Source organism: Colwellia sp. 12G3 (genome assembly GCF_002836775.1).
In the GTDB taxonomy this organism is placed as follows: domain Bacteria; phylum Pseudomonadota; class Gammaproteobacteria; order Enterobacterales; family Alteromonadaceae; genus Colwellia.
Genome location: NZ_PJAQ01000006.1, coordinates 42,520 through 66,264, shown reverse-complemented (window position 1 = coordinate 66,264; position 23,745 = coordinate 42,520). Strand labels below are relative to the sequence as shown.

Genomic DNA, 23,745 nt, shown 5'->3' with positions numbered 1-23,745 from the left:
AGAAAGTGCTCACTTATTTATGCTAGATGGTATTGCATTGTTATCTGGTGCTAAGACTCGTTGAGCGTCGAGGTATAACTTTGTCCGTGTTTCTTTAATTCTTATATCTATCTCTATAGCTAAAATATTAAACTTTTTACCAAATAATAGTAACAATTCATGTTCTTTCTTTGATATTTCTCCGTCTATCAAACACATTTCAATCATTTTAATGAGCCATGCTGAAGCATCTAGTGCCTCATCGGGGGCTAACATTTTTAATTCGCCATTCTCACCGGCAAGCATGACTTCGTCTAAAACATGCTGAGGTATTTTACGTTTTCTGGAAAATTCATTTAATAAGGCTATTTCTTTGGGATGTGCCTTACCATCAGCAAGTAAAATAAGTACCAAGCCTGAAAGCAACGAAATGGGATCGAATATTTTACCTTGAGATTTACCCGGCCCTGACTCTATAGAGAATGACTGCCCTTTTAACTTAACAACCCGATTTATATGGGGAGTAAAGTCGTTTAAAACCCAATCAAGTTCGCCATGGTTAAAAGCTGTATGACAGTATTGGCAACTATCGTGATAGCTTTCAGATTGAGGAGCCCCACAACTATAACAATGCAGCGAATGTAATCCTCTTTTGATGTTACTCAGTACACCATTTTTTCTAATTAGGGTTAAGTGGTGAGCATAATAACCGGCAATTTGTTTTGCCTTATTATCAAAAAAAACTTTGTTCGCTTTCCATTTAACCAAAATAAAAACTTTATCAAATTCATCACCAAACTCAACGCTACTTACTTCGCACAGACCTAATTCAACGTTATCAAAATAATAATTTTTCAATTCGTTACTATTAAAATAATCGACATAGTTGGAATGAGCAACTGATTGTATCGGCGCTGAATTCTGTGATAACCATGCTTTTTGTAAACGCCAAAATATGACGCTAACCCTATCTTCGATAACGGGTAAATTAAAGGCGGCATCAACCACTTGATATTCAGCAACGCCTTTAATCTGTCTTTTAGCATTTTGAAAACGCCATTCTTCTTCCTGAGTAATTTTAGCTAATATCCAGTCATATTCTCCAGAGGTTACTAATGAATTACAGGCTTGGCATTGTTCAAATTTACTGAGTAATAAAGTCGATCCACAATTAGGGCAGATACCTTCTATCAAGCCAGGTTGTGAACGCGTTTTAACGCCGGGTAAACGGATATAAGTCCAGTATTCAACTGAGTGAGTATAAGGAGGTAATTTATGATGCTGTTTAGCATGATTGCTTTTTTCTGTGATTAGACGAGCCTGACTTGAAATTTTAAAGTGTAAGGTTTCAAAAAACTTGTCAGCTTCAATACCGACTAGTTCACAATCATTTATCGATAAATCGGCTATTTTTCGATGACGTTGGTGTTTTTTTTGAATAGTAAACTGAATAATATATCGTTGATAAATGCCGTCGGTTATAAATCCTCTAGCTGAGCTCATGTCATGTTTAGACCAAGCCTGTTTGATAATAAAAAAAGCTTTTTCAACACGACTTATCATGTGATTTTTATCAAAGTCAGGGTCGAGCGCAATTATTTTATTATGCTGTGTTTGTTGTTTATTTATATTCTGCTTTTTTACGCCACGGGTAATGACTCTATGGATAACTTTACGTTGCTTTTTTTCGCTTGATTGGTAGGTTTTATAGATAAAAAACGATAATGAGAGTATGACAAAAAAAGTAAACATAGCATTCTTCTATTTAAAATTCAGATAAAAACCTGCCCGATAGAGTAGGGGATTTTAGACATAACAGACAGTTTATTATTTAATAAATTTATTTTTTCAAAGGGTGATTATTATATTCTTATAATGAATAATGTTATTGAATACAATATACTTTTTTTGATTTTCGATGTTAATTAAGAGAGTAATTCTATATATATTATGGCCTTATTGACAATGTAATTACCATGTATGAACTTGAGGTAGCTTAAAAATAGTGTTAGCGTCGCTGTAAATTCGTACTACTTTAGGTAACTTCTTATGACAAAATTACAACTGTCAGCGGTTTCATTAATTATCATCACAACAGCTGGCCTGACAATACTTAATCTTTCAAATGAGGATGCCAATCAGGCAGAAAAGATTTTAACAATAGATCCGAGCCAAAGTGAAATAAGCACTTTGCAAGATGAGAAGTCTCCCGTTAATGTAGCGACAATAGATCGCAGTGCATTACCTGTTGCTCACGGCATTGCCGATGAAAACGGGCAACAAATACATGCAGAGGATCAACCTAGGAGGTTACCACCACCTCCGCTATCAGCACCAGACAGCCAATATAATAAAAAGCAAAGTGATACAGCGTCCCATCATGGTCACGAAAAAATTTATTCAACAGCAGATGAAAAAAGTCCACCGCCACCTGTTGGAGCAGTGAAGAAATAATTTACTAAATAAAGCCTCGTTATTGAGGCTTTGTTCTAGCAAAACTAACAAATGTCTTATTGGTATTTGTTAGTTTTTTACATGATGAAAAAAATAAGAAAGTTAATATTGCCAGAAAATTATCTAACTGTTTAAAGGTGCGGTGTAAGTAAATCTCAAAGCCCATCGTGTGACTCTCTCGTCCTTGTTATGATATTTATCTTACTATCATAATCATTCGGTATTTTGTAATACCTCCCAGAAATTCAAAATCATTCAAATCAGTACCTATTCATCATAACCCCAATAAAATGTAAAAATAATGTAATTTATTTGTAATTTTCTTGGCTGTTTTATTTTTATAAAAACAGATACTTATGAGATAAAAGAGGGTGATTTCTCCACTTAACTGACTATCCAGCAGATCAAATCTTGTTTCTTTTGTGTACAATACAAATCGAGTGAAGTATATTGCATACAATATACTAGTGTGTCAGGTTACATTTTTGGTATTTAAAACAAGTTTTCGGTATTAAATACAACTAGCAAAATAAGGATGTTAATAGATTTTAGCTTGGTAGGTCACTATGCATTTCTCTTCAGATACTTCTCCGACCAAACCAAAAGCTGGGCTAATAATTTTTTAAGAAAAAATGCAATGCTAGCGCTTTTCTAGCAAGTAGAGATAACGTTATTTCTACTAAAGAGGTAATTCAAAAAAGTAAATAAAAACAATAAAAACGGGTAAACATTGCATAGTTTACTACGTCAAATGGGAAATCGAATGAAACATTCTGTCAGTAAAACGTTACTTGGCTTAGCTATTTTTGGTGCTTTTGCAGCAAACAATGCTAACGCGAGTGACTGTGGTAGCATTACCGCATCAAGCGGTGCATTAACGGTAAATCAAACTGAGTGTATCTCAGGTAATGGTTTATATTATTATATTGATGTTGAAGATGATAACACTGCACTTGAAATTCAAACTTCTGGTGGCACAGGTGAAGCAGATATTTTAGTTAATACCGCTTCTTGGGCAACTGATGCTAGTTATACGCAAAGAACAAATAACGCGGGTACGGAAGAAACACTTGCTGTTACAGCGAATGCTGGTCGTTTATACGTGAGTGTTTTTGGCATTCACCAAGGCGTTACGCTAGATGTTATAGGCGCAAATGATGGTGGAACTGATACTGGAGGTGATACTACACCTCTGCCAAGTATGTGTGGTACAAACACCTTGTCAGGCTATGCGTTAACGTTAAATGCACAAGAATGTATTTCAGGTAATGGTCTATATTACTATATCGACGTTGAAGCAGATAATACCCCGTTAGTTATCGAAACTGAAAACGGCTCAGGTCAAGCTGACATTTATGTGAATACGGGTAATTGGGCGACTCGAAGTAACAATATTGCTTCTGCAGTTAGTGATGGTACTGACGAAACACTGAAAATTACAGCCAATACAGGTCGTTTATATATCAGCGTCTTTGGACTTAATAATGAAGTGAGCTTCAAAGTTAGCGCTGATAGCGGTACTGATCCCGCTCCAGATCCAGATCCAGATACAAATCCAAATGTGCCAACACTACCCACTAATCCTGGTTTATGTGGCGCTGAAACTGCTGAAGAAGGCCGATTAACATTTAACCAAGTCGGATGTGTTAATTCTGGTTCTTATTCTATTCATGTTGATACTGACGATATTGAGATAACAGTCTCAACAGCTGGCGGTACAGGTGAATTTGATTTATTAGTAAGCCAGCAAGGTTGGGCTACAACTACTAGTTATGATCACATGTCTAATAATGTCGGTACATCTGAGTCAATTACCTTTACGGCTAAAAAAGGCTGGTTATATATAGCGCTTGATGCTGAAAACCAAACCGCATCAGAAGTGAGTATATTAGTAGCGATTGACCCTGCGGATATTCCGACTACAGGTGGCGGTAATCAGATCCCTGATGATGGCTTCCCAACAGATGCCACACGTTTCCTTGGGTTAAATGGCGCTGCTTTAGTTGAGCGTATTGCACTATCACACCCACAAAATGTTAGTCCTATTTACAACATTAGTGGTACTGATGCTACGCAGATCTACTCTGAAGCCAACATGCTTGCTATTGCGAATGCAATTAACAGTCGTGCTCCTGGTTATACTGGGGAAGATACTACTGGTTTAGAAGCTTTATTTTACTTCTTACGAGGTTCATTCTACGTATCGTTTGCACACCCAGATGATGTGCCTGTTTATAGTAATGCAGTAAAAGCGACTATTAAAACAGCATTACGCGCTTTCTTTAATAACAGCAGTAGTTGGGTGGCGAGTGAATCAAACGGTAGTGTTTTAAAAGAGGCGCTAATTACTGTTGACTCTGCCGGTTTAGGTGCTGATTTTAACGATATTACTATTCGCGTGTTAACTGATTACAACGCTGATTGGAAAACTAGCTTTAATATGAATGCTGCAGCTAATGCTGTTTTCAGTACCTTATTCCGTGCGCAATGGGATGATGCAATGAAAGCACTATTTATTGCAGACGATAATATTTTAGATGTTTTATATGACTTCCAAAATGCACATCGTGACTTAATTGGTACTAATGCTGAATATGTATTGCAAAATGCAGTCAATGAAATGGCGCGTTTATACCATATAGATGCTCTATTCCCTCGCGTTAAAACATTAGTTAAAGCGGTACTTGATACGACTAGCAAAAACGATGAGACAAAAGCGTTATGGATTAAAGCCGCAAGTATGTCTGATTACTACGACCGTGCTGATTGTGGTTACTACGACATTTGTGGTTTTGCCTATACGCTAGAAGCTGACACATTAACTTTTAACTATAAATGTTCAGACAGCTTAAAAATTCGTGCGCAAGATCTGTATAACGACCAAGCTGCATGGATTTGTCAGGTGTTAGGTAACCAAGAAACAAACTTCCATACAATCTTAGGTACAGGTTACCAGCCTGTTGCTGACGATAGTAACGCAGCATTAGAGTTAGTTATTTTCAATTCAGCCACTGATTACAAAACTTATGCTGGTCAGTTCTTCGGTATCGATACCAACAATGGTGGTATGTATTTAGAAGGCGCGCCTATTAATGAGAAAAACCAAGCGCGTTTTATTGCTTATGAAGCTCAGTGGATGCGACCTGATTTTCATGTGTGGAACTTACAGCATGAATATGTGCATTACTTAGATGCTCGTTTCGACTTGTATGGCGATTTTGGTCAAGGTATGACGGTTAGTACTGTTTGGTGGACTGAAGGTTTAGCTGAATATATTGCCCAAGGTGACGGTAACGAATCTGCTATTACTGTAGGTCAATCTCAGGAGTTTTCATTATCTGAAATCTTTAAAAATACCTACGACTCTGGTCAAACACGTGTTTATCGTTGGGGTTATTTAGCGGTTCGTTTCATGTTTGAGAATCATAAAGGTGATGTGAATGAAATGTTGAACTTAACGCGTACCGGCCAATACCCTGCATTTCAAACTTATTTGGATAATCTCGGTACGGGTTACGATGCAGAGTTTAATGAATGGTTAGTCAATGGTGTTGTATTAGGCGATAGTAATATTGTTGCCATTGGCCCGAACGATACTGATGCAGCAAGTTCAGGTACTGCGGGTAATTGGGCAGGTGAGCCAGTAACAATTAGTACTGACTTCTCTCCATGTATTGTTGAGATCCCAGCCAATGCTCATGATAAAGATAACAATTACCTGGTTGCAAACCAAATAGTTGAATGTGTTAATTCATCAAGTGGTGGTGCATCATTCGTTATTCGCAATGATGGTGCTTTAGCGACTCGTTTTGAATTAAGCACAACGGGCGGTTGGGGTAATGCAGATATACTGTTTAAAGCAGGTGGCTGGCCAACAGCGCAAGATAATGACGGCTATGCAAATGGTGACGGAAACTGGGATAGTTTAATTATTGAATTAAAACCAGAGGCTTACTGGCACTACATTACACTGGACGGTGAGTTTGGTGCCGTGAAAGTAACGATGAATAAGCAATAGTTGTTAATATTTAACACGTTAGTTAACTGTTAACTGTTAACTGTTAACTGTTAACTGTTAAAAGTAAAGCCTAGAGTAATAAAATACTCTGGGCTTTTTATTTATTATGACTTAAAAAATACTAGCGTTTATTCGAGATTAAGGTTCTTGGACTTTTTAGTCTTTCTTTAACCGCACGCCAATGTGTTTTAGGTATGGTCGGCGCCAGCTGTAATAAGTGCTGGTAATCATGCTCTGTTAAACTTACTTCTCCGCCATGCGCTAAAATGATGCTTTGCGGTTTTAATGTGATGATTTTATGGAGTGAAGCACGATAACGATTAGGATAAAAAATGGGGAAAGGTGGAATGTATTTATTTTTCACTTTGACTATTAAATCGGCAACATAGACTTTATTGCTAGGTAAGTGATGTAAGGATAAATCTCTGTCGGTATGACCTTGAGTCGCTAAAGCAACCCACTCGGAAAATCCCGGTAATTTCTCGCCATCATTAAGCTTATAATCAGGGGTTAACTGACTAGAGTACCAAAAGTTAAGGCGAGGTTTTTTCATACGTTTTGCTACCCACTTAGCTAATAATATGTCGGTAAGGTGCATGACTCGGCCTTCGATCCCTGAGTACCATTGTCCACTGACATTAGCGGTGGCGATTTTACAGCCTGTTATTTTTCGCAATTTATTGGCAGCACCCGCATGATCAGGATGCATATGTGTTACCACCACCAAGGTTAAATCACTGAACGGGCGTTGTAGGGTTTGGGTAATAAAAAGCTTTAACATAGCAACGTCTGAGCGACAGCAACCATCAAGCAATAGCAGTTTATCAGGATACTCTGCTAGCAAGATTGTTTGGATGTGTCCGTCTATATGGTGTAGTTTCATAATCATAAAGCCGTTCAGTGAATATTTAATGAGAACATTAAAGGGTAATGGGTATACAGTAAAAGAAAATCCTCAGGGGTGCACTAGTATAATTAATTATGCCTAACATCATGATTAATTATAGTAGTTTTATAGATTGACCTTAAAACAGTGAATTTAACATAAATGATGAAAACAAAGATCTCCTAGGAAAAAAATTTATATGTTTAAAACTATGTTGAAGCACCTTTTTCCCAGTATTAAAAGCAAGAAACAACCCAATTACTTATATTTCGAAAAAGATAAAGTGCCAGTAGAGGAAATGCAGCAACAAGCGTTTGAAGAGCCTAAAAATGCGAGTCCTGTAAAGCCGTTGCGTTTGGCAAGTATTGAAGAAACACATCGTCAAGATTTCTATGATTTTTTATTTGGCCAATCACCAGCGACAACACAACACGATGAGTTATCGCATTATGTTGCTGACAAAATTGAAGCTGTGTTACGTAAACCTAATACAATAATTGAAGCAATGCCGGTATTACCTGCTTCGCTCAGTCAGGTCATTGATCAGCTGACTGACGAGAACTTTGATACCCAAGCATTACTTGATTTGATTCAGCAAGAACCTTCTATTGCCGCTAAAGTGATTGAGTTATCCAATTCATCTTTTTATAACCGTACAGGTAAAGAAATAGCTGATCTTAAATCAGCTTTTATGTTACTGGGCAGTAATGGGCTTATAGAAGGGGTGATCAATGGTTTTGTGAGTAAATTGACTCCTCAATCTCAAATATACTTTAAACAGTATGGTAATAAAATTTGGCATCATAGCTTGACCACCGGTGTTATTTCTAAAGAATTAATAAATAGATCGCTTTATAAAAAAGAGGCAGCTCAAGGCTATCTTATTGGTCTTATTTGTAACTTGGGCGATATGATTATTTACCAATTATTGATGGAAGCTTTTTCTTTTATTCATCCTGATTGCCAACCGAATTCTTATGCCTTTAAAGAATTGATGCAGCAGAAATCAAAAAAATTAACCTATCACATTGCTAAACATTGGCAGTTCCCTCAGTCGATTTTAGACGCACTCGCGCTACAAGTTAAAGTGACTAATGCTTCGATGTTATCCGCCGCTTTTAGCAAGCATCCAATTGCTTGTTTTGCCTATGAAGGCAATATCATTAGTGAACTTATCATGATGCTTGAACACAATGATAAAACTGAAGGCGAGATCAAAGAGGCTGCTGAAGTTTTACTCTGTAGTGGCGAAGCAAAACAATATGTTGAACGAGTATTAGCAGCTAGAGTTAACAGTTAACAGTTAATAGCGAATTTTTGCACAAAAAAACCACCCGTATGGTCATGCGGGTGGTTTTTTTAATAAGTTAGAATGTTTAATTAACTACTGTCTGCAAGGCTTCATCTGAGACTTGCATCTCTTCACCGCTACTCTTTTGTCTCTTTTCTGCTAAGAGTAAGTAGAAGCTAGGTAAAATAAACAAGGTAAAGATAGTACCAATAAACATACCCGCCACTAAAATAATACCAATACTATTACGCGCTTCTGCGCCAGCTCCGGTAACCAGCACTAGCGGGAAATGTCCCAAAATAGTGGCTGCCGTCGTCATCAAAATAGGACGTAAACGCGTGGTTGCTGCTTCAGTTACCGCGGCGAGTTTATTCGCGCCAAGCTCTTGTGCGTGATTAGCAAATTCGACAATCAAAATACCATTTTTAGCAATTAAGCCAATTAAGGTAATCAAGCCTATTTGAGAATAAATATTAATAGTGGTTAGTTCAACATAAGGTATTAATAGGGCACCTGATAAGGCCAATGGTACACAACCAAATAGCACCACTAAGGGATCTCTAAAGCTATTAAACTGTATCGCCAGTACCAGAAATACAATGATTAATGAAATACCCAATACCATGATTAAGGTATTACCCTCTTGACGTAACTGCCTTGATTCACCAGCATAATCAATAGAATAACCTAAAGGTAATATTTCTTTGGCTGCATTTTCAATAGCAGATAACGCGGCTTCTTTATTTGATCCTGGCGCGACACCGCCGTAAATCCTAAAAGATGCTTGCTGAGCAAAAGTACCCAAGGCTCTAGGAACTGTTTTCCATTTTAGCTCGGCGACTGATGAAATGGGTAATAATTCACCGGTAGGTAATTTAATATCTAATGATAAAATCGCTTCGGTTTTACTACGTACCTCATCATTAATAATAGGGATTACTCGGTAGGCTTGACCATTTGAATCAAAGCGATTCACAAAATTGCTTGATAATAAAATACCCAATTGTTCGCTAACCGCTCCGACATTCATGCCTAAATCGGCAATTTTCTCACGGTTTAATTGTAACTCTACTTGCGGTAAATCTATTTTTAGATCGGTATCAGCAAAGAGGAATTTACCACTGGCAAAGGCGGCACCGACAAGTTGATCAGCGTATTGCTTCATTTCACTATAAGGGGCAGAGGCTTTAACAATCATTTCTATTTCAAACTGACCAGAGCTTGGTAATGAAGCAGGTAAAATAGGAAACATGTTAAGCCCTGGGATTTGCGCTAATTTGCCGTAAATCCTTGGTACTAGGGATTGTGCGCTGTAATCACGGTCATCGGCACTAACCAACTCCAAACCGCCAAAGCCACCGCCACCAAAGATGATTTGCCAAATTTTCTTACCGCCCTCAATCTCTTGCAAGCTTTCAACAACGGGATTCATTTGCGACACGTTATAATGCATTGAAGCATCAGGCGGTGATTGAATGACAAACATAACCATGGCTTGATCTTCTACCGGAGCTAATTCTTTTTTTGAGTACAGGTAAAAAGGTACAGTGAGCAGTGAAACGACCAAGGCTATTAGAAATACTTGCCCTTGCCACTTAAAAATACGGTGCAATAGTTTAGCGTAGCCCCGTTGTATTCTTTCAAAGAGGTGGTTCACTTTAGTGGTTAACCAACTCTCTTCGCCACCTTTAGGTGAAACATAAGCGCTCATGATCGGTGACAAAGTAATGGCAACGATGCCTGAAATGATGACGGCAATGGCTAGCGTAAAAGCAAACTCTTTGAATAACACACCCGTTAGCCCTGATAGGAAACCAATAGGCGCATAAACGGCTGCCAGTGTTAACGTCATTGAAATGATAGGTACTAATAGTTGGCGAGAGCTAATCAGTGCCGCATCAAATTTCGATAGTCCTTGACGCATTAGTCGGGCAACGTTTTCTACCACAACAATGGCATCATCGACTACTAAACCAACCGATAATACGATAGCTAGTACGGTTAATAGGTTTAACGAAAAGCCCATCATGGCCATTGCGGCAACCGCGCCTAAAATAGAGATAGGTATGGTAATTAAGGGCACTATAGCGCTTCTAAACGAACCCATCAGCAGCACAACAACCAAGCCAACTAAAATAACGGTTTCAATGAGCGTGGTAAAAATTTCTTTTAATGCATCGCGCATGTATAAAGTGCCATCATAGGCGTAATCAATTGATATACCGTACGGTAGCGTTTTATTTAGCTCGGCAACTTTTTTATATAATTTATCACCAATGGCAATTTCATTAGCGCCAGGTAATGGCCAAATAGAAATATACACCGCATCCTTATCGTTTAACCTAGCCGTGACGCTGCTATCTTCCGCGGCAAGTTCAATTTTAGCGACATCTTTTAAATAAATATTAGCACCATCAACCTGACTAATGACCAGTTGTTGAAAATCTTCAACACTACTGAGTTGTGTATTGGCAACAATATCAATTTTTTGTCGACTATTTTCTACATAACCCAACGTGGCTATGGTGTTGTTTGTTGCTAAGGCTTGGTAAACATCACTAGCACTTAAGTTAAATACTTGTAATGCCTGAGCATCTAACCAGACACGCATTGCCGGTGTTCTCGCACCTTCAATACCGACACGTTGCACCCCTTCAATCGCATTTAAAATTGGGTTTACTTGGCGAGTTAAATAGTCAGTAATACGTGATAAGTCATTACCATTGGCTTGGACATTTAAATAAATAACAGCGAAAGGTCTGTCGGCACGACTTACCGATACAACAGGGTCTTGGGCGCCTTGTGGTAATTCGAAACGAATCTGTCCTAATCTCGCATTTAATTCTGCTAGTGCCAGTGTTGAATTTTCGTTTAATTTAAGCCATACCGTTACTTTAGAACTACCAGAAGTACTGACTGAATCAACGTATTCAACACCCGGTACTGTTGCTGCTGCTCGCTCAATTGGTTCGGTGATGAAACCTTTTACCACATCAGCGGATGCACCAATATAATAAGTTTCAATAACTAATGAGGCACTGTCAATCTTAGGAAATTGCAGTACCGGAATTTTACTTGCAGACCAGATACCGGCAATACAAATAATGATAGATAAGACAATAGCAACGACTGGTCGTCTGACAAAAATGTCCATGATGGATGGTTTACTTTCTTGCATCATAATCCCTTATTCTTGTGCGCTAACATCAGCAGCTAATGCTTGAGCTATTTCTTTGGTAACGTCATTGGCCACATCATTGGTAGCTTCTTTAGCAAGGTATACTTTCATGCCAGGGAATAATTTGAATGAGCCTTTATTAGCAATAAGCTGTCCTGCTTTTACACCAGCAAGAATCATTACGTGATCACCTTGTCGCTCGCCCAATTTAACGGGGACTAGTTTAGCGCGATAGCTACCTTCGCCATCAGCGTCTAACACAAAGACATAATTACCCAGTGCATCACGTTTTATCGCTAAATCAGGCACGGTAGCAACGGTTGACTTACTATCGATTGGCACGATGACTGACACTAAGGTATTTGGTTTTAACGCTAACGTTGAAGAGGGCAATTGTGCGCGGTATTTTAAATGACGTGAAAGACGAGATAATTGTGGGTCTACCGCGATAACCGTTGCTTCAAACATCGACTCTTGATTGATCTGGCTAATTTCTACTGTCGACGCTAAATCGAGTTCTTGATAAAGTTGTGGCAGATTAAAATCAATCCAAGTGAAATCATTAACACCAACAAGTTCAAGTACCTGACTATTTTTATCTAAATATTGGCCAACTTCTAGGGTATGAATACCTACTTTGGCAGTAAAAGGCGCGGTTAAGGTTTTTTTATCTATGGCCGTGGTGATTACATTAATATCGGCTTGAGCAATTTGCAATGCAGCGCGGGCTTGATCAACTTTATCTTCACTAATTTCACGGCTCTTTTGAAGTTTGATATAACGGTCAAGCGTCTGTTGGTGGAGCATCAAGGTGGCTTCGGCGGCCATTAAACGGGCGTCTTCATCACGGTGATCTAATACTAATAGTTCTTGGCCTTTTTTAACCACACTACCGGAAGCAGCATTTAAGCGAGTAATTTGACCTGCCAATTCGTTATTGAGCATCAAAAATTTGAATGCTTGTACTTCACCACTGACTTGAATATGTTTTTGGTAACTAATATTAGTGACTTTTACCGCGGTTACTGTGGCTGCCATTTCAGGCATCATTGCTGCTTGGGCATTGGCTGCTTCTTTCAGTGATGTTTTATAGCTTTGTAAACCAAAAATTGTGCCGGCTAATATTATAATGACTAAAAGCCATTTAGTTATGTTCATGATGTTCCTTTATCTTTAAGTGTTTTTTCTAAGCTTGCTAGCCAAGATTTAAGTTGTACAAAAAATTAATCCGATTGGTATTACCTAAGCTCTGCGTCGACTAAATGTAGGCAAACTTTCTCGATATCATCATCTGAGATTTTTTTCTGCCAGTCATACGTATTGACTAAACGTTTCATCGTGCGAATATGTGCATTATCTGTTGCTAGTACAAGCGACTTTTCTTCACTACTTGCATCGATATTTCCATTGAGATCATTTTGCAAACATTGAAGCAAGCGCACCGTTTGAAAGTAACCCACGGATAACGACCAAGTACCTACGTTTATTTCTGTAATATCTCGGTTACCTGATATTAATTCACCTGAGTCAGCGGCGGTTTGTAAAAATTGTTGAAACATAGTTTGGCATTGTTCACCGCATGCTCTCATTTGTGTTAACCAGCGATCTGAACATCGCTTCATCATCGCTTCGGTGTTAACAATACTTTCAAGCTGATTATCAAAGGTATACATATGTACTTTAGAAAAATCTAACAAACTGGTCGCTATAATGCGTTCTGGTGTTGTTAAGGGTAAAGCGAGTACTTTTTTGAAAACGGATTGTCGTCCTTTATACATGCGGGTAGCTAATGCAATAAGTACATCTTCCTTACATTGCACAAACTTATAAACCGACCCCATAGACAGGCCTGCTAATTTGGCAATAGCGGACATAGAAAAGTCTAATAAACTACTTTCTTCTATTGCCTTAATCGCTGCGCATATGATTAATCTTTCTTGTTCTTCTGCACTAAATCTTGGAGCTGGAGCCATGTGAAGCCTATATGAAATTGTATTCGAATGTTATTCAAATGCTATTTTAACTTACTTTTTGTTAAGTTCAAGTACAAAATCAGTATGGATGGATTATTTAAGTGTTCAGTTTACTGTGCTGAAAAATAATCAACTAAAAGTGATTTTTATAGTTGTCGATTATCAAAGGTAACCGTTTAAAAGCTTGTTCATTAACGGTTACGCCACAGTGTGCCGGATATAGGTGGATATTTGGATTTGTTAGCTAATGATCTTAGACATAAAAGTACTGTAGGGATCTTCTTGATAATCAGCAAAGGGCTGACAATGGGTAAAACCAAGTTGGTGATAGAGTTTTTGTGCTGGTAGAAAGGCATCCATAGTACCTGTTTCAAGGCTTAGTTTTTGGTAACTGCGCTTCTTTGCCTGAGCAATCATATGTTCCAACAGTAATTTAGCGACACCTTGGCGTAAAAAATTTCGTGAAGTTCGCATGGATTTAATTTCACCGTGAGTACTGTCTAACTCCTTTAAAGCACCACAACCCGCCAATTCATCATTTTGCCAAACACTCCAAAAAGTAATGCTCTGTTGAGCTAATGCCGATAAATCAAGAGCATGCACGCTTTCTGGTGGAGAATGCATTAGCATATCTTGATGATGCTCTGTTAGCAGGGCTATGACTGCAGGATGTGTTAGCGAGCCGATCCGAATTTCCATTTGTTTCCTTTAGGATGGTTGTATTCTGAGGTAAACATGACGAATGAACTATCAACTAATTGTATTCTCGATGAAAAGTTCAGTCAGTAATTTTGGCACTAAATCCCCATTGTCGAGAAATTGAATACCAACACTGACGATACCATTGTCATTACGGCTATTACATACTCGAGCCGGTATTTGTACTTCACCATCAGTAGGGCTCTGTAGGCAGACAAAAACATCGCGTTTATTAACCTTAGCTTTGGTATTTTTAGTTTTGAAGGTGAAACCACAACCTTTGGCAGAAATATCACCAATAATACCGCTAATTTGAGTACCTTTACTATCGACCGAACCTTCCAACATGATTATTGCCGGCAGGTGAATGCTTGTTCTTTGTTGCAGACGCAACTGACGGTTTTCAATCTTTTTAGGGTAATCAATAAAAATGAGCTTTTCAGGATATTGGGTAATGCTTTTAATGGAAGATCGAAAGGCAAAGCACTCGCCTTTATTGCCTTCCATTAAATAACGGACTATGAGTACGTTACCCTCGATTAATACATCTTTATATTCGGAAGTGTTAGCCGATTTTGGATATTTTAATATAATGTACTTACCTAGCTCATAACCGATCAATGGCAATTTAAGCCTTAGCGGTACAGGATGGTTAATCTGTAGGTCTAAGCTCTTACCGGGTTGAAGCTCAAAGAGTTGCATACTCTGTTCAATACTGATGTCTGACATTATTTCCTTGTATATACGTCCATTTATTACTGAATATAATATAAACAAAGTGACCCAAAGGCACAACGGTTGATTGAGCAATAACTGGCTCTTGGGATTGAGCTCAACACCGCCTTGGAATATTTTAGCCAGCACAAGTGGTCAATCATTTAGTGGAATTGTTATAGGCTAAGGTTATTAGCTGACGCTTTCTATGATACTAAAAATTGAAATGAATGCTCTTGTGACCAAGAGCAAATAGTAGGGGAGCTATTTATTAGTTAACGTTATTTATTTTCGGTTTTGCTTTTTAGTTTCTTTACGTAAGCCTTCTTCAAACTCTTCAGGAAATAGCACCAAACCTTGATTATCTTGATTTGGAAAAGTAACTAAAGCGAGTTCATCATCGACTAAACCCGGACTCCAGCGACTGTACCATTTGCTTAATGAGATAGCTTCAGCTTTACAGTGTTGCCATTCATCGGTTGCCCAACGCTGGGCAAATTCTTCGTTAGGCCAGACGGGTACGCAATCTTCATCTTCGGTGTTTAGCATTACGCAGCCATGCTCATCAGCTAATATCCAGATCTCTTGGTTACTAACAACTTGCTGAAGCAAGTAGCTTAAGCGTTTTTCTTCATCGTATTTTTCTATGGTATTAAGTTGTTCGCTGCTGATTGACATAATGGCCTAGGATGTTTGTATAGATGGGCAATATTTTACCGTGTTAGGGTTGAGCGCACAACTTGATTGAGTTTATCTTGCCTTTAATTCTAGGCGTACTAGTTTATAAGGTATGGGTCAAAAGTGATGGCAGAGGATGAAAGCTATTGGCTAATCTCATTTCAATGATAAAAATTAGGCAAAAAAAAACCGATAGCAAAGACTATCGGTGAGTTAGCTATGAGGAAAGCTAGAATATTCAATTATTACAACAAGCGTCCGCATAAGGGAACGAAGAGAAGTATAGAGTAGATGCTCTATGTTGGCAAGTGTATCTTGTAGTTTTATTTCACTTTTGTTGTTTTATTACAGTTGTTATTGGCTAAACATCGTCCTATTAACTGTTTATCGTCGACTTATCACACATTTACTGTAGTTAGATCAATAAAAAACCAGTAGGTATTTGGTGATTTAGCATGCATACAGTAAACTAACGGCAATTATTGTTTTAATATTGCTTTAAGTGAAAATACCATGTCATCCACAGATCAAAACTCTCCAGCCAGTGACTTATCTGCACCCCTTAATAAGCCAAGCGATGCCGACACTTCAGCCGATAATGAAAGCACCACGCATTTTGGTTATAAAACTATAGAAAAAGACGATAAAATTTCTATGGTAGCAGGGGTGTTTCATTCAGTGGCTAAGCAATATGATGTGATGAATGATTTAATGTCATTTGGTATTCATCGTTTATGGAAACGTTTTACTATTGATGCTAGTGGCGTACGCCCAGGTAATAAAGTATTAGATTTAGCGGGTGGTACCGGCGATTTAACGGCTAAATTTTCGCAGTTAGTAGGCCGAGAAGGTAAAGTCGTTCTAGCGGATATCAATAGTTCAATGTTAAATGTAGGTCGTGATAAATTACGCGATAAAGGCTTAGTGCAAAATATTGAATACGTGCAAGCCAATGCTGAATATTTACCTTTTGAAGAGAATACTTTTGATATTGTCACCATCGCTTTTGGCTTACGTAATGTAACGGATAAAGATAAGGCGTTGCGCTCAATTTATTCAGTATTAAAGCCAGGTGGGCGTTTACTTGTTTTAGAATTTTCAAAGCCAGAAAATGAACTATTGAATAAAGCCTATGATTTCTATTCATTTAATATATTACCTAAAATGGGTGAACTGGTCGCTAAAGATGGTGCAAGTTATCAATACTTGGCCGAATCTATTCGCATGCATCCTGATCAAGAGACATTGAAGGGCATGATGGAAAATGCTGGTTTTGAGCAAACGAGCTTTAAAAACTTAACCGGTGGGGTAGTTGCCTTACATAAAGGTTATAAGTTTTAGCCATGCAACCTTTTAATAACCAGGCTGTAACTAAATTTAGTACTCAACTGATTAGCCGCTTATTATTACCGCAAGTTGCCACGGCGACGCTTGAGTTGATTATTAATAAGGCATTAGCCTTAAATAATAATAAATCACTATCTTTTTCCGCTGTCGCCCAAAAGACGTTAACGCTTGAATTGGCCGAGTTGCCATTTACGTTATGTTTTACTGTTAATACAACACCTAACCAAACGGTGGTTATAGTTAGGTCGAGTACTGAGTGTAGTGATTGTACTATTAATACCAGTATTAGTACGCTCAACAAGTTAAAAGCTAATCAGTCGCTTACGCAATTAATAAAGCAAGACGAACTCGATGTCATCGGTGATATCAAAATAGCGCAGCAATTTGCTAATATTGCTCAATCACTTGAAATAGATTGGCAAACAGAGCTTGCGAAACATCTTGGTGACGTACCTACGCATAAATTATTGCAGTTTGGTAATAAAATTACCAAATCGCTTGCCGCTACAGGTAAGCAAGTTGAAGCGGATATTGGCGAGTATCTTGTGCATGAAAAACGTTTAGTGGTGACGAGTAGTCAGCTAAATGCTTTCAACCAAAAAACTAAAGATGTGGCGAATAAGGTTAATAGCTTGTCTGCGCGCATCGATAAACTGGTCGCCAATATAGCTAATAAATAATCTGTTATTAGTTAGCGAATACCACTAGTAGCATTAATAAAACATAGGAAATAATAACCGCCGTGAGTAGCCAACGTCTTTATCAAATCGTTAAAACCTTCCTAAATTTTGGTTTAGACAAAATGGTACCAGCGGGACTATTGCCTTGGTATGCAAAAGTCGCTAGACACAGCTTATTCTGGCTGAGAAATAAGCATAAAGATAAAACACCAGAACAACGATTTCGTTTAGCGATAGAGACTTTAGGGCCTGTTTTTATAAAATTTGGCCAAATGTTGTCAACTAGGCGTGATTTATTGCCTCCTGAGTTAGCGGATGAGCTAGCCTTACTGCAAGATAAAGTCACACCCTTCGACGGCGAGCAAGCCAAAAAAATTATCATTGCCGCTATGGGCGCAGATGTTTTTGAACAACATTTTAAAGACTTTGATCTTACCCCACTCGCATCAGCCTCTATTGCACAAGTGCATACCGCAACACTATTTACTACTGAGAAAGAAGAAAATATCGTTATAAAGGTATTACGCCCTAATATCAGTAAAACAATTTTAGCGGATATTAAAGTGATGTCGTTATTTGCTGGCATCGTGGCGCGTTGGTTACCTGATGGCAAACGCTTACGTCCAAAAGAAGTCGTTGAAGAATATCGTAAAACCATTTTAGATGAATTGGATCTTAACCGTGAAGCTGGCAATGCTATTCAGCTTAAGCGTAATTTTGAACAAGGTAGTGAGTACGATAAAGCGCTTTACGTACCTGAAATACATAGTGAATATAGTTTTAAAAATGTCTTAGTCATGGAACGTATTTATGGCATTGGTGTGGGCGATGTAGACACACTTAACCAGCTTGGCGTAAATATGAAGCTTCTGGCTGAGCGCGGTGTCGAAGTTTTTTTCACTCAAGTATTTCGTGATAGTTTCTTTCATGCAGATATGCACCCGGGTAATGTTTTTGTGGATGCAACTCATCCTGCAGACCCGACTTGGATTGCTATTGATTGCGGTATTGTTGGTACCTTAAATTCTGAAGATAAACGCTATTTAGCTGAAAATTTTGTCGCCTTTTTTAATCGTGATTATCGAAAAGTTGCCCAGCTACACGTAGATTCAGGTTGGGTGCCCGCCAATACCAGTGTTGATGAATTTGAATTTGCCATTCGCACCGTTTGCGAGCCTATTTTCAACAAACCACTGTCAGAAATATCCTTCGGCCAAGTCTTAGTTAATTTATTTAATACCGCTCGTCGCTTTAATATGGAAGTACAGCCGCAGCTTGTTTTACTGCAAAAAACCTTATTGTACATTGAAGGTTTAGGGCGTCAGTTGTATCCGCAGTTAGATTTATGGCAAACAGCAAAACCCTTTTTAGAAAATTGGGTGAAAGAGCAAATGGGCGTTAAAGCTGTTTTTAGTAAAATTAAAGCGAACTTACCCTTTTGGAATGAAAAACTGCCTGAAATGCCCGACTTAATTTACGACTATTTAAAAACGAGTCGTGAAAACCAGCATCAACAAACACAATTAATGCAAGTTATGTTGGCGAGTCAGGGGAAGAATAATCAACGAATTATCTCGAGTATTATTGCTGCAGCAATTATCATTGCCGGCGCTATTCTTTTAAGCCAATAGCTTTACTGCGAGTGATTTCATACTAGTAGAAGGCTTCTTTAAGCTAGCTAAGTAAGTAAACATGGCATGTCGATTTACTTTCTCCATGTGCTCTACGGTTTTCTTATTTTTTACACCTAATTTCCAATAAACCACCGCATTATATTTAGCCTATAGCTGTCATACTCGAAGTGTCTGATCGAGTATCCAGTACTTTTTAATGATTTACACAAGTGATTAAAAGAATGGATCCCCGTTTAGTGACTACGGGGATGACAGTGATTATATTGTTTGGTATTAGCAGTTTAGGTATATAGCAAAAATAATTTACTTCGGTGTTCTGCTAGTTATTATTTTTTAGCTTCCTTGGCTTTAGCGAGTTGAGCGCGTAAACCAGCCATGCCCTGCTGATTTGATTTCTCAACATGTTCAACGGTTTTCTTCTTTGCTGCGCCTAATTCCCAATTTAAATCATCTTGCGGTAATTCATGTAAGAATCGACTAGCTTCAGTACGAGATAGTTCGCCAAACTGTCGGCGTTCTCTCGCGTAAGTGAATATTAACTCACGCTGTGCTCGTGTAATGCCAACATAAGCAAGGCGACGCTCTTCTTCAACACTGCCTTCATCAATGCTGGTTTGATGGGGTAATAAACCTTCTTCCATACCAATTAAGAATACATAAGGAAACTCCAAACCTTTAGAAGCATGTAAGGTCATTAGCTGAACTTGATCGTTGCTGTCTTCCTCTTCATTTCGTTCCATCATGTCGCGCAAGGTTAAACGAGTAACAATTTGCGGCAAAGTCATTGGTTCTTCGTCATCACTACCTTCAAGCATTTGGGTAACCCAGCTGAAAAGCTCGGTGACGTTCTTCATACGCATCTCGGCCGCTTTAGCACTCATGGATGTGTCATAAAGGAAGTCTTCGTAATTTATTTGGCGGATCATAGAACGTAATACTGCGGCGGTATCACCTCGTTCAGCCTGATCGCCTATATCAACAACCCATTGGGTGAATGCTTGCATCTTCATTAGGCTGCGACCTGTTAAGGTTTGTTCTAAGCCGAGTTCAAAACTGGCAGCAAACATACTAATTTGACGCATGTTAGCGTAAGTGCCTAATTTTTCTAAGGTAGCAGGCCCTAACTCACGTTTAGGCACATTGACAATACGTAAGAAAGCATTGTCATCATCAGGGTTAACGAGTACGCGTAAATAGGCCATCACATCTTTTATTTCTGGACGGGAGAAAAACGAAGTACCACCACTGATTTTATAAGGGATACGGTTTTGCATCAGGGCTTTTTCAAGTAAGCGTGATTGGTGATTACCACGATAAAGCACGGCATAATCTTTGTATTGACTGCGATTCATAAAACGATGACCAATGAGTTCGCCAATAACACGCTCAATTTCATTCTCTTCATTTTTCGCTTGTATTACTCTGAGTTCAACGCCGTAGGCAAGTTCACTAAATAAAGCTTTATCATAAATATGTGGGTTATTAGCAATGAGCACGTTGGCGCACTTTAAGATACGACCACTTGAGCGATAATTTTGTTCTAATTTAATCAATTTTAACGTAGGAAAGTCTTTACCAAGCAGTACTAAGTTCTCTGGTTTAGCACCACGCCATGAATAAATAGATTGATCGTCATCGCCTACTACGGTTAATCGACCACGATCACCGGCAATATTCTTCACTAATTCATATTGGCTCGCATTAGTATCTTGGTACTCATCGACCAATAAATAACGAATTTTGTTCTGCCAACGCTCACGCACTTCAGGATAATTTTTCATTAACAAGGTTGGAATAAGAATGAGATCATCAAAATCTAAGGCATTATAGGCTTTCATATGTTTATGATAGCGCTGATAAAATTCAGCATATTCACTGCTGTCAGCATCATTGGCTGCTTTTATAGCATCATCAGGCAAGAATAGGTCGTTTTTCCAATTTGAAATTTTGCTTTGTAATCTACTGAGTAAGTCTTTATCGCCATCAAGTTCATCAAGGGTTAATTCTTTCAGTAATGCGAGGGAGTCTTGATCATCAAATAAGGTAAAGCCAGGTTTATAACCTAAGGTTTTAATTTCACGACGGACAATATCAAGACCTAACGAGTGAAAGGTAGAAACCGTTAAGCCACGGGTAAGCTCACGTCCAAGCATTTTTTGAATACGCTCTTTCATTTCACGTGCCGCTTTATTGGTAAAGGTTACCGCCGCAATATTACGCGCTTTGTAATCACATTTTTGAATGAGGTAAGCGATTTTTTGACAAATAACACCGGTTTTACCTGAGCCAGCGCCTGCTAATACTAGGCATGGGCCAGTCACAAATTTTACCGCTTCATTTTGTCCAGGATTTAGTTTCATTACTTTTTCGCTACTTTATTCGAATAAACGCTCGTGTGGTAGATTTTACCTGTTTTTAGTCATGTGCAAAACAGTTACAATGATATCAAATGAAAATCGATGAGAAATTATTATGATCAATGCCAAAAAAATTGAAGAAATTGCCAAGCAAGTAACAGATTCTATTCCACCTAGCCTGAAAAATATGGCAAGTGACTTTGAAGATAAAGCTAAATCTGTTCTGCAAAGTAAATTAGCACAGCTTGATGTGGTAACACGCGAAGAGTTTGATGTGCAAACGCAAGTATTAATCAAAACACGTACTAAAATAGCTGAGCTTGAAGCTAAACTCGCTGAGTTAGAAGAAAAAATAGCATCGAGCTAATCGTTATTTTTAACCCTATTATCTACAAACAATCGATAAAATTACCAAGGACGAGATTAATTCATGTCATCATCTAAAGTTGCCTTAACGTCAGGCCCCTCGAAAATTACCTGCTTCAAAGCTTATGATATCCGTGGAAAGTTAGGCGAACAATTAAATACCGATGTTGCTTATCGCGTCGGTCGCGCCTTTGCTCAACATACCCAAGCAAAATCCGTGGTAGTGGGTGGTGATATTCGTTTAACTAGTGCAGAGTTAAAACAAGCGTTAGCTGAGGGTTTAATGGCTGGTGGCACTAACGTTATTGATTTAGGTTTAGCAGGTACCGAACACATTTATTTTGCAACCAGTCACTTACAATGTGATGGCGGCATTGTTGTTACTGCAAGTCATAACCCTATTGATTACAATGGTATGAAGTTGGTACGTGAAAATTCAAAACCTATAAGTGGTGACACAGGGCTTTTTGATATTCAAGCACTGGCCGAGAAAAACGACTTTGTCGATGTTGCCACGCAAGGCACATTAACAACAGTTGATATTACTCAACCTTATACCGAGCACTTATTAACCTATATTGATAATAAAAATATCACCCCGTTGAAACTGGTAGTGAACGCGGGTAATGGTACGGCAGGCCCAGCACTTGATGCGATTGAGAGTGCTTTTAATGCTCTGAATGTTCCTGTTGAATTTATTAAAGTACATCATGAACCCGATGGTAGTTTCCCTAATGGTATCCCCAATCCATTACTTATCGAAAACCGCGCAGCAACACGTGATGCAGTAATCAAGCACGGCGCTGATATGGGCATTGCCTGGGATGGCGATTTTGATCGTTGTTTCTTGTTTGATGAAAACGGCGAGTTTATTGAAGGCTATTATATTGTTGGTTTATTAGCAGAGAACTTTTTAAATAAAATTGAAGGCAGTAAAGCTGAAGCTAAAATTATTCATGATCCACGCTTAACTTGGAATACTATCGATATTGCAGAGAAAGCCGGTGGTCAAGCCATTCAAAGTAAAACCGGTCACGCGTTTATCAAAGAACGTATGCGTAGTGAAGATGCTATTTATGGCGGTGAAATGAGTGCTCATCATTATTTTCGTGATTTCTTCTATTGCGATAGCGGTATGATCCCGTGGTTATTAATTGCGGAACTGGTTTGTTTACGTAAACAGCCACTTTCTAGCTTAGTGAAAGAACGTATAGCGGCTTACCCATCATCGGGTGAAATTAATAATACTATTACCGACCCTAAAGCAGCAATCGCTCGTGTGTTTGCTTTTTATCAAGAGCAAGCGCAAGTGATTGATAAAACTGATGGCATTAGTATGGAATTTGGCAACTGGCGCTTTAACTTACGTAGCAGTAATACCGAGCCTGTGGTTCGCTTAAATGTTGAATCAAAAGGCGATGTGGCATTAATGCAGGAAAAGACAGAGCAAGTCTTAGCTTTGTTGTTGGCTGAGTAGCTTTTTTCATGACT

The 23,745-nt window shown here is 38.5% G+C and carries 17 protein-coding genes; 8 read left to right on the top strand and 9 right to left on the bottom strand.

All coding sequences use genetic code 11. The annotated features are described in order from the left end of the window. Positions 1 to 9 precede the first annotated feature (9 nt). Complete coding sequence (locus tag CXF71_RS02015) at positions 10 to 1,731, bottom strand: TIM44-like domain-containing protein (protein WP_101231331.1); 1,722 nt, start codon at positions 1,729 to 1,731, stop codon at positions 10 to 12. 297 nt (positions 1,732 to 2,028) lie between these two features. Between CXF71_RS02015 and CXF71_RS02010 the strand changes: the two genes are divergently transcribed. Together CXF71_RS02010 and CXF71_RS02005 are read left to right on the top strand one after the other, a co-directional pair. After that, positions 2,029 to 2,433 carry a hypothetical protein gene (locus tag CXF71_RS02010; protein ID WP_101231330.1) on the top strand — a complete coding sequence of 135 codons (405 nt, stop codon included), beginning with the start codon at positions 2,029 to 2,031 and terminating at the stop codon, positions 2,431 to 2,433. A 763-nt stretch (positions 2,434 to 3,196) separates the two neighbouring features. Beyond that, positions 3,197 to 6,451 (top strand): collagenase, encoded by a 3,255-nt coding sequence (locus tag CXF71_RS02005; RefSeq protein WP_198559805.1) that lies wholly within the window; start codon positions 3,197 to 3,199, stop codon positions 6,449 to 6,451. Positions 6,452 to 6,572: 121 nt separating this feature from the next. Here the strand turns inward: CXF71_RS02005 and CXF71_RS02000 are convergent, their stop codons facing one another. After that, complete coding sequence (locus CXF71_RS02000; RefSeq protein WP_101231328.1) at positions 6,573 to 7,334, bottom strand: MBL fold metallo-hydrolase; 762 nt, start codon at positions 7,332 to 7,334, stop codon at positions 6,573 to 6,575. A gap of 202 nt (positions 7,335 to 7,536) precedes the next feature. Here CXF71_RS02000 and CXF71_RS01995 point away from each other — a divergent pair, with 202 nt between their 5' ends. Continuing rightward, the gene (locus CXF71_RS01995; protein WP_101231327.1) at positions 7,537 to 8,637 is read left to right on the top strand and encodes an HDOD domain-containing protein; all 1,101 of its coding nucleotides are present in this window, start codon (positions 7,537 to 7,539) and stop codon (positions 8,635 to 8,637) included. A gap of 76 nt (positions 8,638 to 8,713) precedes the next feature. Here CXF71_RS01995 and CXF71_RS01990 read toward each other — a convergent pair whose 3' ends face one another. From CXF71_RS01990 to CXF71_RS01965, 6 genes are all read right to left on the bottom strand, one after another. Further along, complete coding sequence (locus tag CXF71_RS01990) at positions 8,714 to 11,806, bottom strand: efflux RND transporter permease subunit (RefSeq protein WP_101231326.1); 3,093 nt, start codon at positions 11,804 to 11,806, stop codon at positions 8,714 to 8,716. A gap of 9 nt (positions 11,807 to 11,815) precedes the next feature. Then, entirely contained in the window at positions 11,816 to 12,964 is a 1,149-nt protein-coding gene (locus tag CXF71_RS01985) for an efflux RND transporter periplasmic adaptor subunit (RefSeq protein ID WP_101231325.1), read from the bottom strand. Between the two features lie 80 nt (positions 12,965 to 13,044). Next, positions 13,045 to 13,779: a TetR/AcrR family transcriptional regulator gene (locus CXF71_RS01980; RefSeq protein WP_101231324.1), complete on the bottom strand. Its 735-nt coding sequence runs from the start codon at positions 13,777 to 13,779 to the stop codon at positions 13,045 to 13,047. A 240-nt stretch (positions 13,780 to 14,019) separates the two neighbouring features. Continuing rightward, entirely contained in the window at positions 14,020 to 14,478 is a 459-nt protein-coding gene (locus tag CXF71_RS01975) for a GNAT family N-acetyltransferase (protein WP_101231323.1), read from the bottom strand. A gap of 51 nt (positions 14,479 to 14,529) precedes the next feature. Then, positions 14,530 to 15,207, bottom strand: coding sequence for a PilZ domain-containing protein (locus CXF71_RS01970; protein WP_101231322.1), 678 nt, complete (start codon positions 15,205 to 15,207; stop codon positions 14,530 to 14,532). Between the two features lie 270 nt (positions 15,208 to 15,477). Next, the gene (locus tag CXF71_RS01965) at positions 15,478 to 15,870 is read right to left on the bottom strand and encodes a DUF2750 domain-containing protein (RefSeq protein WP_101231321.1); all 393 of its coding nucleotides are present in this window, start codon (positions 15,868 to 15,870) and stop codon (positions 15,478 to 15,480) included. 513 nt (positions 15,871 to 16,383) lie between these two features. Here CXF71_RS01965 and ubiE point away from each other — a divergent pair. The 3 genes from ubiE (at position 16,384) to ubiB (ending at position 19,528) form a co-directional block, all read left to right on the top strand. Then, positions 16,384 to 17,211 (top strand): bifunctional demethylmenaquinone methyltransferase/2-methoxy-6-polyprenyl-1,4-benzoquinol methylase UbiE, encoded by an 828-nt coding sequence (ubiE, locus tag CXF71_RS01960; RefSeq protein WP_101231320.1) that lies wholly within the window; start codon positions 16,384 to 16,386, stop codon positions 17,209 to 17,211. Between the two features lie 2 nt (positions 17,212 to 17,213). Next, entirely contained in the window at positions 17,214 to 17,897 is a 684-nt protein-coding gene (locus tag CXF71_RS01955) for a ubiquinone biosynthesis accessory factor UbiJ (RefSeq protein WP_101231319.1), read from the top strand. Positions 17,898 to 17,959: 62 nt separating this feature from the next. Continuing rightward, the gene (ubiB, locus tag CXF71_RS01950) at positions 17,960 to 19,528 is read left to right on the top strand and encodes a ubiquinone biosynthesis regulatory protein kinase UbiB (RefSeq protein WP_101231318.1); all 1,569 of its coding nucleotides are present in this window, start codon (positions 17,960 to 17,962) and stop codon (positions 19,526 to 19,528) included. A 329-nt stretch (positions 19,529 to 19,857) separates the two neighbouring features. Here the strand turns inward: ubiB and rep are convergent, their stop codons facing one another. After that, on the bottom strand, positions 19,858 to 21,891 hold the full coding sequence (gene rep / locus CXF71_RS01945) for a DNA helicase Rep (protein ID WP_101231317.1): 2,034 nt from the start codon (positions 21,889 to 21,891) through the stop codon (positions 19,858 to 19,860). A gap of 112 nt (positions 21,892 to 22,003) precedes the next feature. Between rep and ubiK the strand changes: the two genes are divergently transcribed. Together ubiK and CXF71_RS01935 are read left to right on the top strand one after the other, a co-directional pair. After that, the gene (ubiK, locus tag CXF71_RS01940) at positions 22,004 to 22,255 is read left to right on the top strand and encodes a ubiquinone biosynthesis accessory factor UbiK (RefSeq protein WP_101231316.1); all 252 of its coding nucleotides are present in this window, start codon (positions 22,004 to 22,006) and stop codon (positions 22,253 to 22,255) included. Between the two features lie 63 nt (positions 22,256 to 22,318). Continuing rightward, on the top strand, positions 22,319 to 23,731 hold the full coding sequence (locus CXF71_RS01935) for a phosphomannomutase CpsG (RefSeq protein WP_101231315.1): 1,413 nt from the start codon (positions 22,319 to 22,321) through the stop codon (positions 23,729 to 23,731). Positions 23,732 to 23,745 lie beyond the last annotated feature (14 nt).

Excerpts from the sequence above, each read along its gene's own strand:
- CXF71_RS01955 (WP_101231319.1), top strand. The coding sequence starts at position 17,214 with ATGCAACCTTTTAATAACCAGGCTGTAACTAAATTTAGTACTCAACTG.
- ubiK (WP_101231316.1), top strand. The coding sequence starts at position 22,004 with ATGATCAATGCCAAAAAAATTGAAGAAATTGCCAAGCAAGTAACAGAT.
- rep (WP_101231317.1), bottom strand. The coding sequence starts at position 21,891 with ATGAAACTAAATCCTGGACAAAATGAAGCGGTAAAATTTGTGACTGGC.
- CXF71_RS01990 (WP_101231326.1), bottom strand. The coding sequence starts at position 11,806 with ATGCAAGAAAGTAAACCATCCATCATGGACATTTTTGTCAGACGACCA.
- ubiE (WP_101231320.1), top strand. The coding sequence starts at position 16,384 with ATGTCATCCACAGATCAAAACTCTCCAGCCAGTGACTTATCTGCACCC.
- CXF71_RS01980 (WP_101231324.1), bottom strand. The coding sequence starts at position 13,779 with ATGGCTCCAGCTCCAAGATTTAGTGCAGAAGAACAAGAAAGATTAATC.
- CXF71_RS02015 (WP_101231331.1), bottom strand. The coding sequence starts at position 1,731 with ATGTTTACTTTTTTTGTCATACTCTCATTATCGTTTTTTATCTATAAA.
- CXF71_RS01970 (WP_101231322.1), bottom strand. The coding sequence starts at position 15,207 with ATGTCAGACATCAGTATTGAACAGAGTATGCAACTCTTTGAGCTTCAA.
- CXF71_RS02010 (WP_101231330.1), top strand. The coding sequence starts at position 2,029 with ATGACAAAATTACAACTGTCAGCGGTTTCATTAATTATCATCACAACA.
- CXF71_RS02000 (WP_101231328.1), bottom strand. The coding sequence starts at position 7,334 with ATGAAACTACACCATATAGACGGACACATCCAAACAATCTTGCTAGCA.
- CXF71_RS01935 (WP_101231315.1), top strand. The coding sequence starts at position 22,319 with ATGTCATCATCTAAAGTTGCCTTAACGTCAGGCCCCTCGAAAATTACC.
- CXF71_RS01965 (WP_101231321.1), bottom strand. The coding sequence starts at position 15,870 with ATGTCAATCAGCAGCGAACAACTTAATACCATAGAAAAATACGATGAA.
- CXF71_RS01985 (WP_101231325.1), bottom strand. The coding sequence starts at position 12,964 with ATGAACATAACTAAATGGCTTTTAGTCATTATAATATTAGCCGGCACA.
- CXF71_RS02005 (WP_198559805.1), top strand. The coding sequence starts at position 3,197 with ATGAAACATTCTGTCAGTAAAACGTTACTTGGCTTAGCTATTTTTGGT.
- CXF71_RS01975 (WP_101231323.1), bottom strand. The coding sequence starts at position 14,478 with ATGGAAATTCGGATCGGCTCGCTAACACATCCTGCAGTCATAGCCCTG.
- CXF71_RS01995 (WP_101231327.1), top strand. The coding sequence starts at position 7,537 with ATGTTTAAAACTATGTTGAAGCACCTTTTTCCCAGTATTAAAAGCAAG.